Annotated in this window: 13 protein-coding genes; 3 read left to right on the top strand and 10 right to left on the bottom strand. The window is 63.7% G+C overall.

The features are described 5' to 3' along the window. Nucleotides 1-30 precede the first annotated feature (30 nt). From BCA01S_RS13440 to BCA01S_RS13460, 5 genes are all read right to left on the bottom strand, one after another. A complete protein-coding gene (locus BCA01S_RS13440; RefSeq protein ID WP_020071452.1) occupies nucleotides 31-744 on the bottom strand; it encodes an ABC transporter permease in 714 nt (237 codons plus the stop codon). A gap of 4 nt (nucleotides 745-748) precedes the next feature. Next, complete coding sequence (locus BCA01S_RS13445) at nucleotides 749-1,438, bottom strand: ABC transporter permease (RefSeq protein ID WP_027777330.1); 690 nt, start codon at nucleotides 1,436-1,438, stop codon at nucleotides 749-751. A 332-nt stretch (nucleotides 1,439-1,770) separates the two neighbouring features. Next, nucleotides 1,771-2,724: a patatin-like phospholipase family protein gene (locus tag BCA01S_RS13450; RefSeq protein ID WP_027777331.1), complete on the bottom strand. Its 954-nt coding sequence runs from the start codon at nucleotides 2,722-2,724 to the stop codon at nucleotides 1,771-1,773. 38 nt (nucleotides 2,725-2,762) lie between these two features. Further along, on the bottom strand, nucleotides 2,763-3,314 hold the full coding sequence (gene bamE / locus BCA01S_RS13455) for an outer membrane protein assembly factor BamE domain-containing protein (RefSeq protein ID WP_027777332.1): 552 nt from the start codon (nucleotides 3,312-3,314) through the stop codon (nucleotides 2,763-2,765). Between the two features lie 586 nt (nucleotides 3,315-3,900). After that, the gene (locus tag BCA01S_RS13460; protein WP_027777333.1) at nucleotides 3,901-4,887 is read right to left on the bottom strand and encodes an ABC transporter substrate-binding protein; all 987 of its coding nucleotides are present in this window, start codon (nucleotides 4,885-4,887) and stop codon (nucleotides 3,901-3,903) included. A gap of 115 nt (nucleotides 4,888-5,002) precedes the next feature. Here BCA01S_RS13460 and BCA01S_RS38715 point away from each other — a divergent pair, with 115 nt between their 5' ends. Further along, the gene (locus tag BCA01S_RS38715; RefSeq protein WP_174447045.1) at nucleotides 5,003-5,158 is read left to right on the top strand and encodes a hypothetical protein; all 156 of its coding nucleotides are present in this window, start codon (nucleotides 5,003-5,005) and stop codon (nucleotides 5,156-5,158) included. A gap of 102 nt (nucleotides 5,159-5,260) precedes the next feature. Here the strand turns inward: BCA01S_RS38715 and BCA01S_RS13470 are convergent, their stop codons facing one another. The 4 genes from BCA01S_RS13470 to BCA01S_RS13485 form a co-directional block, all read right to left on the bottom strand. Then, the gene (locus tag BCA01S_RS13470) at nucleotides 5,261-6,862 is read right to left on the bottom strand and encodes a rhodanese-related sulfurtransferase (protein WP_027777334.1); all 1,602 of its coding nucleotides are present in this window, start codon (nucleotides 6,860-6,862) and stop codon (nucleotides 5,261-5,263) included. After that, on the bottom strand, nucleotides 6,859-7,467 hold the full coding sequence (locus tag BCA01S_RS13475) for a cysteine dioxygenase family protein (RefSeq protein ID WP_027777335.1): 609 nt from the start codon (nucleotides 7,465-7,467) through the stop codon (nucleotides 6,859-6,861). The genes BCA01S_RS13470 and BCA01S_RS13475 overlap by 4 nt, the downstream gene beginning before the upstream one ends. Before the next feature lie 237 nt (nucleotides 7,468-7,704). Beyond that, on the bottom strand, nucleotides 7,705-8,550 hold the full coding sequence (locus BCA01S_RS13480) for a class II aldolase/adducin family protein (protein WP_027777336.1): 846 nt from the start codon (nucleotides 8,548-8,550) through the stop codon (nucleotides 7,705-7,707). 11 nt (nucleotides 8,551-8,561) lie between these two features. Continuing rightward, a complete protein-coding gene (locus BCA01S_RS13485; protein WP_027777337.1) occupies nucleotides 8,562-9,677 on the bottom strand; it encodes an LLM class flavin-dependent oxidoreductase in 1,116 nt (371 codons plus the stop codon). 289 nt (nucleotides 9,678-9,966) lie between these two features. On the opposite strand from BCA01S_RS13485, the gene BCA01S_RS13490 reads away from it, so the two are divergent. Further along, complete coding sequence (locus tag BCA01S_RS13490; RefSeq protein WP_027777338.1) at nucleotides 9,967-10,962, top strand: LLM class flavin-dependent oxidoreductase; 996 nt, start codon at nucleotides 9,967-9,969, stop codon at nucleotides 10,960-10,962. 100 nt (nucleotides 10,963-11,062) lie between these two features. Here BCA01S_RS13490 and BCA01S_RS13495 read toward each other — a convergent pair whose 3' ends face one another. Further along, on the bottom strand, nucleotides 11,063-12,199 hold the full coding sequence (locus tag BCA01S_RS13495) for an alpha/beta fold hydrolase (RefSeq protein WP_027777339.1): 1,137 nt from the start codon (nucleotides 12,197-12,199) through the stop codon (nucleotides 11,063-11,065). A gap of 798 nt (nucleotides 12,200-12,997) precedes the next feature. Here BCA01S_RS13495 and glgC point away from each other — a divergent pair. Continuing rightward, nucleotides 12,998-14,263, top strand: a complete 1,266-nt coding sequence (gene glgC / locus BCA01S_RS13500) for a glucose-1-phosphate adenylyltransferase (RefSeq protein WP_027777340.1) — start codon at nucleotides 12,998-13,000, stop codon at nucleotides 14,261-14,263. Nucleotides 14,264-14,366 lie beyond the last annotated feature (103 nt).

Consider the following 14,366-nt stretch of genomic DNA (forward strand, 5'->3'; position numbering starts at 1 on the left):
ATCGCACCGCCTGCTGCAAACAAGGCGCGCTCAATGCGTGCGCACCGCCAGGTAACCCAGCCAGTGACGCTCCGCGCGGCGGAACAACGCAACGAGGGCGAACGACACCACGAGATAAATCAGCGCGGCCAGACCGAACGCGTCGAACGATTGATAGGTGGCCGAATTCGCGTCGCGCGCGACCTTCAGGATGTCTGGCACGGTGGCCGTGAACGCGACCGTCGTGGCATGCAGCATCAGGATCACTTCGTTACTGTACAACGGTAAAGCGCGGCGCAGCGCGGACGGTATCACAATGCGGCGGTACATCGTGAACCAGCTCATGCCATAGGCGCGTGCCGCTTCCACTTCACCGTGCGACGTCGAGCGGATCGCGCCGGCAAAAATCTCCGTGGTGTATGCGCAGGTATTCAACGCGAACGCCAGAATCGCGCAGTGAAAACCGCTGCGAAAGAACGCATCGAGCAGTTGATGCGAACGCACGAATTCAAGGCTGTACATGCCGGTATAGATCAGCAGCAATTGCACGTACAGCGGCGTGCCCCGAAACACGTAAGTGTAAAGACGCACCGGTGTGGAAAGCCAGCGCTTCTTCGACACGCGGGCCACCGCCAGCGGAATCGCGAGACAGAAGCCGATACCGACGGACGCCACCAGCAGCCACAACGTGACCGCAAGGCCGGATATGCGCTGACCGTCCCAGTAGAGAAACGCGCGCCAGAACTGGTTGAGAATGTCGATCATGGTCTTAAAGCTCCGCGTGCCGCACGCCGATCGAATAGCGGCGTTCCAGCCAGATCAGCGCGAGGTTCGAGACGGTCGTCAGCGCCAGATAGATCAGCGCGGCGATCAGAATGAAGAAGAACATGTTGAACGTGCTTTTGCCTGCGTCCTGCGCAGCCTTCACGACATCGGCGAGACCGATGATCGACACCAGCGCCGTCGCTTTCACGAGCACCTGCCAGTTGTTGCCGATGCCCGGCAGCGCGAAACGCATCATCTGCGGAAACAGGATGCGTGCGAACACGCGGGCACCGCTCATGCCGTAAGCGCTGCCCGCTTCCAGCTGCCCGCGCGGCACCGCGAGAAAAGCGCCGCGAAACGTCTCGGTGAAGTACGCGCCGTAAATGAAACCGAGCGTCAGCACGCCCGCCACGAACGGGTCGATGTCGAACTGCGGCAGATTGAGCGCGTCGGTCAGATTGTTGACCGCGATCTGGATGCTATAGAAGAGCAGCAACATCAGCACGAGGTCCGGCACCGAGCGGATCAGCGTCGTGTAGCCGGTGGCGAGCGCGCGCAACGGACGGTTGAACGAAAGTTTCGCCGCCGCGCCGGCGAGGCCGAGCACCACGGCGGCCGCGAGTGAAAGGACCGACAGTTCGACCGTCTGGATCGTGCCGGCCAGTAATACCGGACCAAAGCCGTATAGCACCACGCGTGTCTCCATCCAGGTTCGTTGAATTCCTAGGGATGTCGTCGGCTAGCGCCCCGACTCATCCTGCATGGCGCGGAGTCTCGCAAGCGAAAATTAAATTCTCAAAGGCCGGCGCGACATTTGCTGCGACGCAGCAAACCGGCAATGACAGCGCGGTACGGCTGACGGCGCTTGGTACGGGGGCGCCTCGGGCGATACGGGCCGCCACGCGGGCAACCGTGGCCGCTGCGATTTCGCAAGTTTGAGGTCGCTTTTTCGATAGACGGGCGCGGGCTTCGCGCAGGGCGAAGGGTCGCACTTAACGCGGCGCGAACGCGTATTGCGCGCCGCCACTATTCGATGCCGAGCCGCGCGCGAATCGCCGGCAGCATATATTCGACTGCCGCGCGCCCTTCCTCGATGGCCGGCGCCGCGCGGTGAAAGTCGAAAATGCCCATGCCGCCGAGACGCGGCTGAATCAGAATGTCCGCAGGCTCGCCGGCGAGACGGCTTCGTGTAATCCGAACCTGCATGATGTCGATGCTTTGGGCGATCGAACTGAGCATTGAAGGCACGCGTGCGCTCGGCGCAGGCGGCACGCGAACGTCGTCGGTGACGCGCTCCTCGGCGGGCGCGAGCCAGCGCGGCCAGGGCTTGCCGTTACGGCGCAGCGACACGGGCGGCGGTGCGGTGGGATCGATAGCCGGGGTGTCCACCACCGCGCCGCCGAAATCGCGGCCGTTGAGAATGTCGTTGTTCAGATCGACGGCGATCACACAGTCCGCCCGCATGCCGCGCGCGACCGACACCGGCACCGGATTGCTGAGCCCGCCGTCCACGAGCCATACGCCGTTGTGCCAAACCGGCGTGAAGATGCCGGGAATCGCAATGGACGCGCGCACCGCGTCGACCACGCTACCATCCTGCAGCCAGCTCTCGCGGCCCGAATCGAGTTCGGTGGCGACCGCCGCGAATGGCATGTTCAGCTGCGCGATCGAACGGCCGTCGAACTTGTCGGCGAAAAGCTGGATGACCTTGCGCCCGCCGAGCAGCCCGCCCGAGAGACGCAAGTCGAGCAGTCGCACGACCGTCTGCCACGTGAGGCGCGACACCCACTCCTCGAGCCAGTCGAGGTCGCCGTTCGCATACACGGCGCCGACCAGCGCGCCGATCGATGTGCCGCACACCACGTCGGGTTTGATGCCCGCATCGTGCAACGCGCGAATCGCACCGATATGCGCCCAGCCACGAGCCGCGCCGCCCCCCAACACGAGCCCGATACGGCTGTATCGACGTCGACGTATCATGATTCCCCGCCTTCCATTCGTCTGTCTTGCCGTTGCTTCTAGCGCCCGCGCACCACGTCCGAGCGCGATGTCGTGTACACCTTCCTGTTCTGGTCGAAGTGCACATTGAAAATGCCTTCTTCCGTCACACCGCCCTCGCGCCACTTCCAGCTCCACACCGTCTCCGGCTTGAGCGGGAACACCGCGATTTCGCCCGGTTTGCCGAGCAGGCGTCGCACTTCGTCCTCGCTCATGCCGATGCGGATCTTGCCGAAGTTCGCAGCGGTCAGAACCTGCGTGATGGCTTGAAGCTTACCGTCACGGTCGATATCGACCATGTACGTATTCAAACCTTGCGGACCACGTGGATATTCGAAGCGTTTGGAGCCGTCCGTATAGGTGCGCTCGGTTTCGGGCTTACCCATCTGCTCGCGGATCTGCGCTTCGGTCGTGACGCCCGGTGTCATGTTTTTCAGCAGCAGCGCGTCGGGCTTCACCGCGTTGAACAGTTCCTTGATTTTTTGCACGGCGCGCTCGCTCTGTTGGTCGTCGCAAGCAGTGAGCGCGATGCACGCGGCCAGCATGGCGGCAATAGGCAATTTCAGGCTCACAGCGAAATTCCTGTATCGATGCGAGCGCGACTGTGCGCACCGCTCGTGTAGTGATTCACCAAAGGGACATCCTTTGGAACGCGCTACAGGATAACCTCGTGCGGCAAAAACCGCGAGCGCGCGCCGGTGCGCCGAAATCGGGCGATGCCGGTGCTCGCATGCGAAAAACGCGGGACGTTACGCGTTTTCTGGAGGATCAGGCTGTCTGAGCGAGGTTTATTGCAAACAGCAACAGTCGCAACAGAAAGCAAACAGGCGACGCCGTGGAAAGCGTCGGCGTGACTCGCGGCGGCAATGAGGTGCTCGCGACCGATACGGGAGGTGACGCGTAGAAAGAAGGGACTACGGAAGATGCGAAAGACCGGGATGAGTGCGCGGACGACGCGCAGCGGTCCGGTTCCGGCGCGGCGATGAACGACCTTGGCCGCTCACCTTGCGCCATCGCCGGAAGTGACGAACCGCTGCTTGTATGGCCGTCCTGGTCCCTCGATAAGCCTTCAGGTGACGTTAATCTAACGGGATCGGACGGTTTAGACGAGAGCGCGTTTACACCGAATTTGCAGAGGATTTCGTTGCAGAAGAACGCTCAGGGCAGAGGAAAACTGCGGTCGAAACTCGCACGCACATCCAGATGTGCGCGAATTACGCTGGCTGCTTCGTAGGTGTCGGCCGTGCGCTGCTGCGCGGTCACGACGCTATCGTCTATGGCGACCGGATGCACCTGGCCGCGCTGATAGACCGTCTTCAACACGTCGGTCGGCAAGCCGGTGACGCGCGACTGCATCGCCGCGACTTCATCGGGATGCGTCAGCGCCCAGCGCTGCCCAGTCGCCACGCGCCGCAGAAAGTCGGCTAACTGTGCCCGCTTGGCCGCAATCGCGGTCTCGGTCGCAACCTGATAGCTAAGCCCTTCGGACAGACCCACGCCGTTCGCGATGATGCGGTCGTGATCGCGCGACTCGCCAAGCGCCGTGTACGGGTCCCAAACGGACCACGCATCGACGCTGCCCGAAGCGAGCGCGGCCTTGGCGTCGGCCGGTGCGAGGAACACAAACGTGACGTCGCTCGCGGACAGATTCGCCTTCTTCAGTGCGGCGAGCGCGAGGTAATGACCGATGGAGCCGCGCGTCGTGGCAAGGCGCTTTCCCTTCAGGTTCGCGACCTCGGTGAGCGGCGATTGCGGACCGACCACGATGGCGAGATCGAGCGGATTGGACCGCGTCGCGGCGACGGCCCGCACGCGCGCGCCGGCAGCGAGCGCGAACACGAGTGGCGCGTCTCCGAGTCCGCCGACATCCACGGCGCCTGCATTCAACGCCTCGCCAAGCGGTTGCGCTGCCGGAAAGTTGAACCATTCGATCTTGTACGGCAGGTCTTTCAACTGGCCCGATGCCTCAAGAATGCCGCGCGTTTGCAGCGATTGATCGCCGACCTTGAGCACGGGCAGATCGGCGGCATTTGATGCGCTTGCATATAGCAGAGCGGGAATCGCCAGCACAGCGGCTGCGAGCGCTTCGGCAAGCGCGCGTTGCAGCGCGGAGAACGTCGCGAAAAGAGAACCGGATAGCGTCATGTGGAAGGCCTGCGAATGAGATTCCAGCGACGATAAGCGAGCGGCTCGTTTAAGACAAACGCCTTATTCTGCTATGCAAATATGCGAATTTTTATTGCCCGCGAGGTTTGAAAAAATGGCTTCGCGCGTGTTGCCGTCAGGCGCACTAATCACCTCGCGGCTCGTCGTGAAGATGCCACGTCTGCTTGATGAATTGCAGCGGCCGATCGAGCGGTTCGGCGCGGCGATCGAACGGCACTTCAAGGAGGCGCGCAGGCAACGCGCGTCTTGAGGCGCGCGGCGTGTCCAAGTTCTCACTGTGGTCGCTGGTTCGTCGCCAGTTGGTGATTTAGCCCGCGTTACGGCAGCGGCAGCGCGGGCTTGAACGCCAACGTCAGATCACATGAAATCCATGCGTGCCGTCGCGAGCCAGTTGCGCGACGAGCCCATACTCCCAATCGAGATAAGCGTTCATTGCCTCGCGCGCGTTATCGGTGCCTTCATATGGACGCCGATATCGATCGATGCGCGGTGACGCCAGCCGCGTCTCGCCGCTCTCCACGGGCAGACCCGCTTCGATCCATGCCGCCGTGCCGCCCGTCAGCACCTGCACCGGCTTGCCGGTCAACGCCGCCAACTCGGGCGCCGCGAAGCGCGCGAGCAGACTGCTGCCACATGTGAGCACATAACGCTGGGCGTCCGGCAGCTTGTGCACCGCCCTCTCCAGATCGCTGCGAATGGCGAACCACGCGCCTGGAATGTGACGCTTCACATAGTTCGCGCTGCTCGTGACATCGAGCACGACCGTGCCGGGCGACTGCAGGAGCGCGGCGAGTTCCGCCGGCGCGATTTCGTCGGCGGCGGGTGGCTGGGGCGCGAGGCGAGCGGCAGGGGCGTGGCCTTTTTCGGCGAAGTCGGCGGCGGTCAGACCGTCCACCACGTACACCTCGATGTTCATCTGCGCGAGCCACGACGCGGTCATGTTCGCGCGCACGCCGTCGCTGTCCGCGAGGATCACGCGCGCACCGCGCACCGGCGCGAACATCTCGGTTTCCTGTACGAGCTGGCCGCCGGGCGCGTGGCGAAAGCCCGGCACGTGGCCCGCTTCATATTCTTCTGCCGTGCGTACATCGAAGCGGTACACGGTGCGTACCGCCTCGTCGGCCCAGCGGCGCGCTTCGTCGCGTGACGTGCGCCCTACTTTCGCGCGATCGGCGACCGCCCGCGCGCCGTCGGCGGCGACGAGGCGCAGTGTATCGTCGACGACCGGATGCGGCCGGCGTGAACTGCCGTGCGCAAGCGGCTGCCCCGCGAGCGTCCAGCCGATGGTGCCATTGCGCAGCGCGGCGACCGGGTTCGGCACGCCCGCGTTGATGAGCGACTGCGCGCCGATGATGCTGCGCGTACGCCCCGCACAATTGACGATGATCCGCGTCGTGGGGTCCGGCGCGAGTTCACGAGCGCGCAGCACCAGTTCGGCACCCGGCACGCTGATGCTACCGGGAATATTCATTGTCTGATATTCGTCGAAACGGCGCGCGTCGAGAACGACCACGTTTTCTTCGCGATCGAGCAGCGCCTGCACTTGCTGCGCCGGCAGCGAAGGCGTGTGGCGCACGCTTTCCACCAGTTCGCCGAACGCTTTGCTCGGCACGTTGACGTCTTGGAACAGCTCACCGCCGGCCTTGCGCCAGCCTTGCAAACCGCCTTCGAGCAGCGCGACGTCGGTGTAGCCGAGGCTCCCAAGGCGCTCCGCCGCACGAGTGGCGAGCCCTTCGCCGTCGTCGAGCACGACAATGGGCACGTCGCGGCGCGGCAGGCGCACCGGCGCATCGAGTTCGAGCCGCGACAGCGGCAGGTTCGCGGCGAACAACGGATGACTGCGCGCGTGCGGATCTTCCTCGCGCACATCGACGAGCGCGATTTCCTCGCGTTCGAGCAGTGCGCGGCGCACGTCTGCATAAGATCGGGTACGTAAATCTTTTTCGAATGTCATGAGATCGGAGACTCCTTTGACACATTCCAGATGTTCGGCAACACGTCGTTCGAGTAGCCGGACACAAAATTTTTGCGGCCACCGCCGCACGGATAAACGGAGCGGCTCACCGCTCCGACATTTCCACCGTACACGTGAATGCTGATCGACGTACGGTCACCAAATGCATTGCGCACGCGATGAATATCGCCGATGCGCGGTGACACCGCAGCCACAGCACCGGTATCGAGGCGCTGCGGTGCGCCGTCTTCGACCAGCTCGCCATGCGGCGCGGCACAGTAATGCTGCGCAATTTCCGCGCCACGCAGCACGCCGATCAACCCCCAAACCGTATGATCGTGCACGGGGGTCGCCTGCCCCGGCCCCCAGACAAAACTGACGATCGAAAAACGCTGCCGCGAGTCCGCATGCAAGAGAAACTGCTGGTAGCGCTCGGGGTCGGGCCGCGCGAAAGCATCGGGCAGCCAGTCGTCGTGCGCAATCAGTTCGCGCAGCGCAACAGCGCCCGCTTCGAGCAGCGCGGCTTCGGGCGTTTGGTCGTCGACGAGCGACGCAATCCGGCCGGCGAACGCGCGCAGCCGGTCATGCCTCAGAGTCTGGGTCATGGATAGCTTGACAGAATAATGTGGAAGTCCGGCGCGCGGGAGGCACTAGTCGCTTCGCGCACCTGCAGCGAGCGCCGCGTTGAAGAATCGGGCCAAAGCGGTGCGAGTTCGGCACGCCGCTCGACCTTGGTTGCCCCGCCCGTCGCCCGGCGTTGCGTACCTTCGCCCGCCTTTGTGCCATTTAGGCGCGGCGGCGCAGCGGCGCTGCGATGAACCGCGAGATCCCCGCAAAGACGCTTAAGTCAGCACGTCGGGCTCCGCTTCCACGAGGCCTTCGAGCAGGCTCTGAAAGGCGAACAAAGCGCCGTTCGCTCGGCCGACCTGCTCGTGCGTAAGCGCCGCCATCTCGTGAGGAATGGCTTGCGGCGCGCCGGCCGCTTCGGCGAGCAATTGCGCGTGGCAGGCGTTGTCGAGCGCGATGTACCACCAGGCCGCCGCTTCGACGCTCGGACCCGCCGTCAGGATGCCGTGGTTCTTCAGAATCACCGCTTTATTGCCGCCGAGCGCCGCAGCGATGCGCGCGCCTTCGTCGGTATCGAGCACGACGCCGCGAAAATCGTCGAACAATGCGTGGTCCTGGTAGAACGCGCAGGAATCCTGCGTCAGCGGATCGAGCTTGCGGCCGAGCGTGGACCACGCCTTGCCGTACAACGAATGCGTGTGCGCGGCCGCGACCACCTCGGGACGTGCCTCGTGAATCGCCGCATGAATCGCGAAAGCGGCCTGATTCACGGGCCCCTCGCCGACCACGATCTCGCCTTGCGAATTGACGAGCAACAGATCGGATACGCGGATGCGACCGAAGTGCTTGCCGAACGGATTGACCCAGAAGTGATCGGGCCATTCGGGATCGCGTGCAGTGATGTGACCGGCGAGCCCCTGATCGAAGCCGTAGCGTGCGAAGAGCCGAAACGCGACCGCGAGCCGCCCCTGACGGTAACGCCGCTCTTCGGCGACGCCTTCGCGCGGCGGCCCCTCGTCGAACCAGAATTTGCGCAGCGGCGCGTGGCGCTTGAATGTCGATGATTCGCCGTCGAACGCGGAGCTTTCGCCGGTCGGACGTGCGTGAGAAAGATCGGTCATCGCGCGTCCGGTCATGCGGCCAAGGTCTCGGTAGTCGCGGCGCCCTGGGCTCCCTCGGCGCTACGCAAGCGCGCAATGCGTTCGCGCGTCGCGGGAATCAGCTCGCGGCCATAGTCGATCGCGTCTTCGAGCGGATCGAAGCCACGCACGAGAAAAGTGGAGACGCCCAGCGCGTAGTACTCGGCGAGCGTGTCGGCGACCTGTTGCGGCGTGCCGACCAAGGCGGTCGAATTCGACCGTCCGCCGATTTCCTTTGCGATGCCGGTCCACAAGCGTTCGTCGGCACGGTCAGAATCGCCGGATGCCGCGAGCAAACGCCGCGCGCCTTCGCTTTGCGCGGGCCCGCCTACCCCGAGTCCTTGCGCCGCGCGCAGCCGTCTCGTTTCAGCGAGGATGTGATCGGCGCGCTCCCACGCGGCGGCTTCTGTCGCGGCGAGAATCGGCCGGAACGACACCGAGAAGCGCACTGTGCGGCCGTGCTTCGCGGCTTCGGCGCGCACGCGCGTGACCTGCTCGCGCACTTGCGCCTTCGATTCGCCCCACAGTGCGTAGACATCCGCATGACGTCCGGCAATTTCGAGCGCGGGCGCCGACGCGCCGCCGAAATACACCGGAATGTGCGGCTGCTGCACCGGCTTCACTTCGGAAAAGCCCTGTTCGAAACGATAGTACTGCCCGTGGTGATCGAATGGCTTCGCGTCGGTCCAGATGCGACGCACGATGTTCAGATACTCGTCGGTGCGCGCATAGCGTTCGTCGTGCGAGAGGAAGTCGCCGTCGCGGCGCTGTTCCGCGTCGTCGCCGCCCGAAATGATGTGCACGGCGAGACGGCCGCCCGAATACTGGTCGAGCGTCGCCAGTTGGCGCGCGGCGAGAGTCGGCGCGACAAAGCCCGGACGATGGGCGAGCATGAAATGCACCTTGCTCGTCACACTGGCAGCATGCGCGACGGTAAGCAGCGCATCGGGGCTCGTGGAATGGTGCGGCACGAGAATGCGGTCGAAGCCCGCCGCCTCATGCGCGCGGGCGAACTGCGCGACATACCCGACGTCGACAGCGGGCCCTTGCGGCGCATGCGTTTCCGATACCTTCCGGGTCTGGATCATGCCGATGAATTCGATGGACACGCGAGTGCCTCCGTGAATGGTTGCTGCCCGGCGGGGCAGCGGCATCGCACGCAAAACGCCGTGCTCTCTGGAGGCGTTCAAGGTAGCAGCGCGTCATGCGCTTGTTAAATATCGATCGTCAATATCTATATCGACTTTGCATGTAACGGCGGCGCCGTCGACTCGGTCCGCTTTGCGCAGACAAACCCTTTCGCGAACGTGGGCATCGCGCCGCCATCAGCAGAAAGCAGAAAGCTTTGGGAGAATGTCCCATCGCGTGAAAGCGCCAGAAACAGCAAGCGAACAGACAATGATCCCTTTTTCGGTCCTCGACCTCTCGCCGGTCATCGCGGGCGCAGCGCCCGCAGATGCCTTTAAGAACACACTCGATCTCGCGCAGCATGCGGAACGGTGGAACTACCGCCGCTTCTGGCTCGCGGAGCATCACAACATGACCGGCATTGCGAGTGCGGCGACCTCGGTCGTGATCGGTTATGTGGCCGGCGGCACGAAGACGATCCGCGTCGGCTCCGGCGGCGTCATGCTGCCGAATCACGCGCCGCTCGTGATCGCGGAACAGTTTGGCACGCTCGAGTCGTTGTATCCGGGCCGGATCGATCTCGGCCTTGGCCGCGCGCCGGGCACTGACCAATCCACGGCACGCGCGCTGCGCCGCGATCTGCAAAACAGCGCGGACTCTTTCCCCGACGACGTCGCCGAATTGCAGCGCTATTTCGCGGACCCGGTCTCGGGCCAGCGGATTCGCGCGGTGCCCGGCGCGGGCCTGCATGTGCCGCTGTGGCTGCTGGGGTCGTCGCTCTTCAGCGCGCAACTCGCCGCGGCGCTCGGCTTGCCTTTTGCGTTCGCGTCGCACTTCGCGCCGGACTACCTGCTGACGGCGTTGCAGGTTTATCGCTCGCAGTTCCGGCCATCGGAGACGCTCGACAAGCCCTACGCGATGGTCGGCGTGAACCTCTTCGCAGCGGATACCAATGACGAAGCGCAGCGTCTTTTCACGTCGCTTCAGCAGCAGTTCATCAATTTGCGGCGCGGCACGCCGGGGCAATTGCAGCCGCCGGTGGAGCGGCTCGCGGCTTCGGAGATGGAATTGAACTCGGTTGCGCATTCGCTCGCATGCACGGCGATCGGCGATCGCGATGCGGTGCGCGAGGGGCTGAAGTCGATCATCGATCAAACCGGCGCCGACGAACTGATGCTCACCGCGCAAATCTACGATCACAAGGCGCGTCTGCGGTCGTTCGAGATCGGGGCGGAGATTCGTGAGGAGCTGGCCGGCGGAAAGTAAACCGCAACTGGATGAACAAAGGGCGGCGCATACGCGACCGCCCTTTTTCTTTCTCGCACTCTTCTTGTGACCCGTTCGGTTCGCCTCAACCTTTACCGGCTCAACGGTTCACCTTTAACGCCGCCATTCCGTCGAGCAGCGCCTTATGGAAAGCCTGTGGGTCCTGCATCTGCGGCGCATGGCCCAGGTCGGCGAATTCAACCAGCGTCGCATGTGGGATCGCTTTGGCCGCGGCTTTACCCAACTCGGGATAGTGGCCGATCTTCGCGCGCACCTCGGGTGACGCCGCGTCCTTGCCGATGGCCGTAGTGTCCTTCTGACCGATCAGCAGCAGCGTCGGCATCTGCAACTGGCCGAGTTCATAAACAACAGGCTGCGTGTAGATCATGTCGTAAAGCAACGCCGAATTCCACGCGACGATCTGCTTACCCAGCCCCCGGTACATGCCCGCGAGCATCTGTACCCACGGCTCGTAGTCCGCGCGCCATTGGCCTGCGTAATAAGTCGACTGCTCGTAGCGGCGAATGCCGTCGGCGGTCGTCTTCAACTCGCGCTGGTACCACTGGTCCACCGACAGTGAAGGCACACCCTTCGCCTTCCAGTCTTCGAGACCGATCGGATTGGCAAGCACCAGTTGCTGCGTCTCTTGCGGATACATGAGCGCGTAACGCACGGCAAGCATGCCGCCGGTCGAATGACCGATGATGGTCGCGTCCTTCACGCCCAGCGATTCGAGCAGCGCGTGCGTGTTGCGCGCCAGTTGCTGAAAACTGTATTGGTAATGCTCGGGCTTGCTCGACTTGCAGAATCCGATCTGGTCCGGCGCGATCACGCGATAGCCGGCGTCGCTCAGACGATGAATCGTCGCGGCCCACGTCGCCGCGCAAAAGTTCTTGCCGTGCAGAAGTACTGCTGTGCGGCCGTTCGCGTGCGCCGGTTTAACGTCCATATACGCCATGTGCAACGCAACGCCTTGCGAAGTGAACTCGTATTGCTCGACCGGCGCGGGATAGTCGAAGCCTTCCAACTCGGGCCCGTAGGCCGGGCCATCATTGCCGACCGGCTTAGCGGGCTCGCTCGCGACGCTGGCCGGCGCAAGTTGAGACATAACGGACGGGGCCGTCGACGCATTGTTCGGGGATGCGTCGGAAGCAGCGCGTACCGCGACCGGCGCGACGCAGAACATGGCGGCGCTCAATGCGGCAAGCAAGGGAAGGCGGTGAAAGATCATCGACATTTTTGCATGGTTGGTTTTACGTTCATGGGCCGCAGCAAGCACCCAAAGGCTTGCCCACCGGCCGCCGACGATTCTACGACGGCTCCGTCAGCCGCGCAGCGGCGCACACAACGCCAGCCGCGCGATAGCTCGCCGCCCAGTGGCACGCATATTGCGCGGCGAACCTCGCAGGCTATGTGGCGTGGCGTACGGAGCGCGGGCGCTCAACGGTCGATCGTTCGCAGTTGGGCGCGCGGCGCCTCGCGCACGACAAACGTCGCCCGCGCGAGGCGAATCGGTGCTAGAACTACGGGACGGGCTCGCCAGTGTAGCGGCCCGGCAGTGGGACTGGATATGCAGAGCCGGGCGACCGGCATCAGCGGGGAACAGTAACAAGTGGCAAGTAACGGATTGCATCGCGCCGTAAAGAGGACGGGCATGTGATCGGAGTACGCCGAAGCGCGAAGTTTGGTCCATCGCGAGGAAAGCGCTGGGACCGGACCAAGCGCTAAAGCGCCAACTCCGGTCGACCGCGATAAAACTGCATGGGACCGGAGTAAGCGCTAAAGCGCCAACTCCGGTCGACCGCGATAAAACTGCATGGGACCGGAGCAAGCGCTAAAGCGCCAACTCCGGTCGACCGCGATAAAACTGCATGGGACCGGAGCAAGCGCTAAAGCGCCAACTCCGGTCGACCGCGATAAAACTGCATGGGACCGGAGTAAGCGCTAAAGCGCCAACTCCGGTCGACCGCGATAAAACTGCATGGGACCGGAGTAAGCGCTAAAGCGCCAACTCCGGTCGACAAAGGAGACGGACATGGATACTCCGGCACGGCTGAACGACCTTCAACGCACCACCCTCGCCATCGTCCTCGCCGGCGGACGAGGCACGCGGCTCGGACCGCTCACCAACAAACGCGTCAAACCCGCCGTGCATTTCGGCGGCAAGTACAGGATCATCGACTTCGCACTGTCGAACTGTCTGAACTCAGGCATCCGGCGTATCGCTGTCGTCACACAGTACAAAGCCCACTCGCTATTGCGCCACCTGCAGCGCGGCTGGAGCTTCCTGCGCGGCGAGTTCGGCGAATTCATCGACCTGTGGCCCGCGCAGCAGCGTGTGGAAGGCGCGCACTGGTATCGCGGCACCGCCGACGCCGTGTTCCAGAACCTCGACATCATCCGCTCCATCCGCCCCAAGTATGTGGTCGTGCTCGCGGGCGACCACATCTACAAGATGGACTACACGCGGATGATCGCCGATCACGCCGATAGCGGCGCGGATTGCACGGTCGGCTGCATCGAGGTGCCGCGCATGGACGCGGTGGCCTTCGGCGTCATGGCCGTCGACGAAAACCGCCGCGTGGTCGGCTTCGTGGAAAAACCCGCCGACCCGCCCGCAATACCCGGCCGCCCGGACACCGCATTGGCGAGCATGGGCATTTACGTGTTCAACGCGGACTACCTGTACTCGCTGCTGGAGGAAAACATCTCGACCGTCGATACCGATCACGACTTCGGCAAGGACATCCTGCCGCGCGTCGTCACGCAAGGCACGGCGATCGCGCATCCGTTCGGCATGTCGTGCGTATCGTCGGACCCGAACGTGGAACCGTACTGGCGCGACGTCGGCACCATCGACGCCTATTGGGCCGCCAACCTCGATCTCGCCTCTACCATTCCGACGCTCGACCTCTATGACCGCAGCTGGCCGATCTGGACGTATCAGGAACAGCTGCCGCCCGCCAAGTTCGTGCGGGATCTGAAGGGTCTGCAAGGTTCCGGCAACAATCTGCTCGCATGCGGCGGCTGTGTGATCTCCGGTTCGCAGATTTCGCGCTCGGTGTTGTCGTCGAATGTGAAAGTGAGTTCGTTCTGTAACATCAATGAGGCAGTCTTGTTGCCGCAGGTCACGGTCGGCGCGAGTTGCCGCTTGCAGAAAGTGGTGGTGGACCGCGGCTGCGCGATCCCGGACGGCACGGTGATCGGCGAAGATCCGGTGGCCGACGCCGAGCGTTTTTATCGCACCGACGACGGCGTCGTGCTCGTTACACCGGAATCGTTGCGGCAGGAAGCGAGTTGAGTCCGACCGGCTGCGTGCCGCTTGCCGTAGCATCACCCGGCGCGGCGCGCGGCCAGTATTGCGAGCATTCCCCGACCATCAATCAAGGAACCCAATTTAGCCT

The organism is Paraburkholderia caledonica NBRC 102488 (assembly GCF_000685095.1).
GTDB lineage: Bacteria > Pseudomonadota > Gammaproteobacteria > Burkholderiales > Burkholderiaceae > Paraburkholderia > Paraburkholderia caledonica.

What these genes read in the sequence shown, in the direction of transcription:
- BCA01S_RS13440 (WP_020071452.1), bottom strand. Translation starts at nt 744, where the DNA reads ATGATCGACATTCTCAACCAGTTCTGGCGCGCGTTTCTCTACTGGGAC.
- BCA01S_RS13450 (WP_027777331.1), bottom strand. Translation starts at nt 2,724, where the DNA reads ATGATACGTCGACGTCGATACAGCCGTATCGGGCTCGTGTTGGGGGGC.
- BCA01S_RS13460 (WP_027777333.1), bottom strand. Translation starts at nt 4,887, where the DNA reads ATGACGCTATCCGGTTCTCTTTTCGCGACGTTCTCCGCGCTGCAACGC.
- BCA01S_RS38715 (WP_174447045.1), top strand. Translation starts at nt 5,003, where the DNA reads ATGGCTTCGCGCGTGTTGCCGTCAGGCGCACTAATCACCTCGCGGCTC.
- BCA01S_RS13470 (WP_027777334.1), bottom strand. Translation starts at nt 6,862, where the DNA reads ATGACATTCGAAAAAGATTTACGTACCCGATCTTATGCAGACGTGCGC.
- BCA01S_RS13475 (WP_027777335.1), bottom strand. Translation starts at nt 7,467, where the DNA reads ATGACCCAGACTCTGAGGCATGACCGGCTGCGCGCGTTCGCCGGCCGG.
- BCA01S_RS13480 (WP_027777336.1), bottom strand. Translation starts at nt 8,550, where the DNA reads ATGACCGATCTTTCTCACGCACGTCCGACCGGCGAAAGCTCCGCGTTC.
- BCA01S_RS13490 (WP_027777338.1), top strand. Translation starts at nt 9,967, where the DNA reads ATGATCCCTTTTTCGGTCCTCGACCTCTCGCCGGTCATCGCGGGCGCA.
- BCA01S_RS13495 (WP_027777339.1), bottom strand. Translation starts at nt 12,199, where the DNA reads ATGTCGATGATCTTTCACCGCCTTCCCTTGCTTGCCGCATTGAGCGCC.
- glgC (WP_027777340.1), top strand. Translation starts at nt 12,998, where the DNA reads ATGGATACTCCGGCACGGCTGAACGACCTTCAACGCACCACCCTCGCC.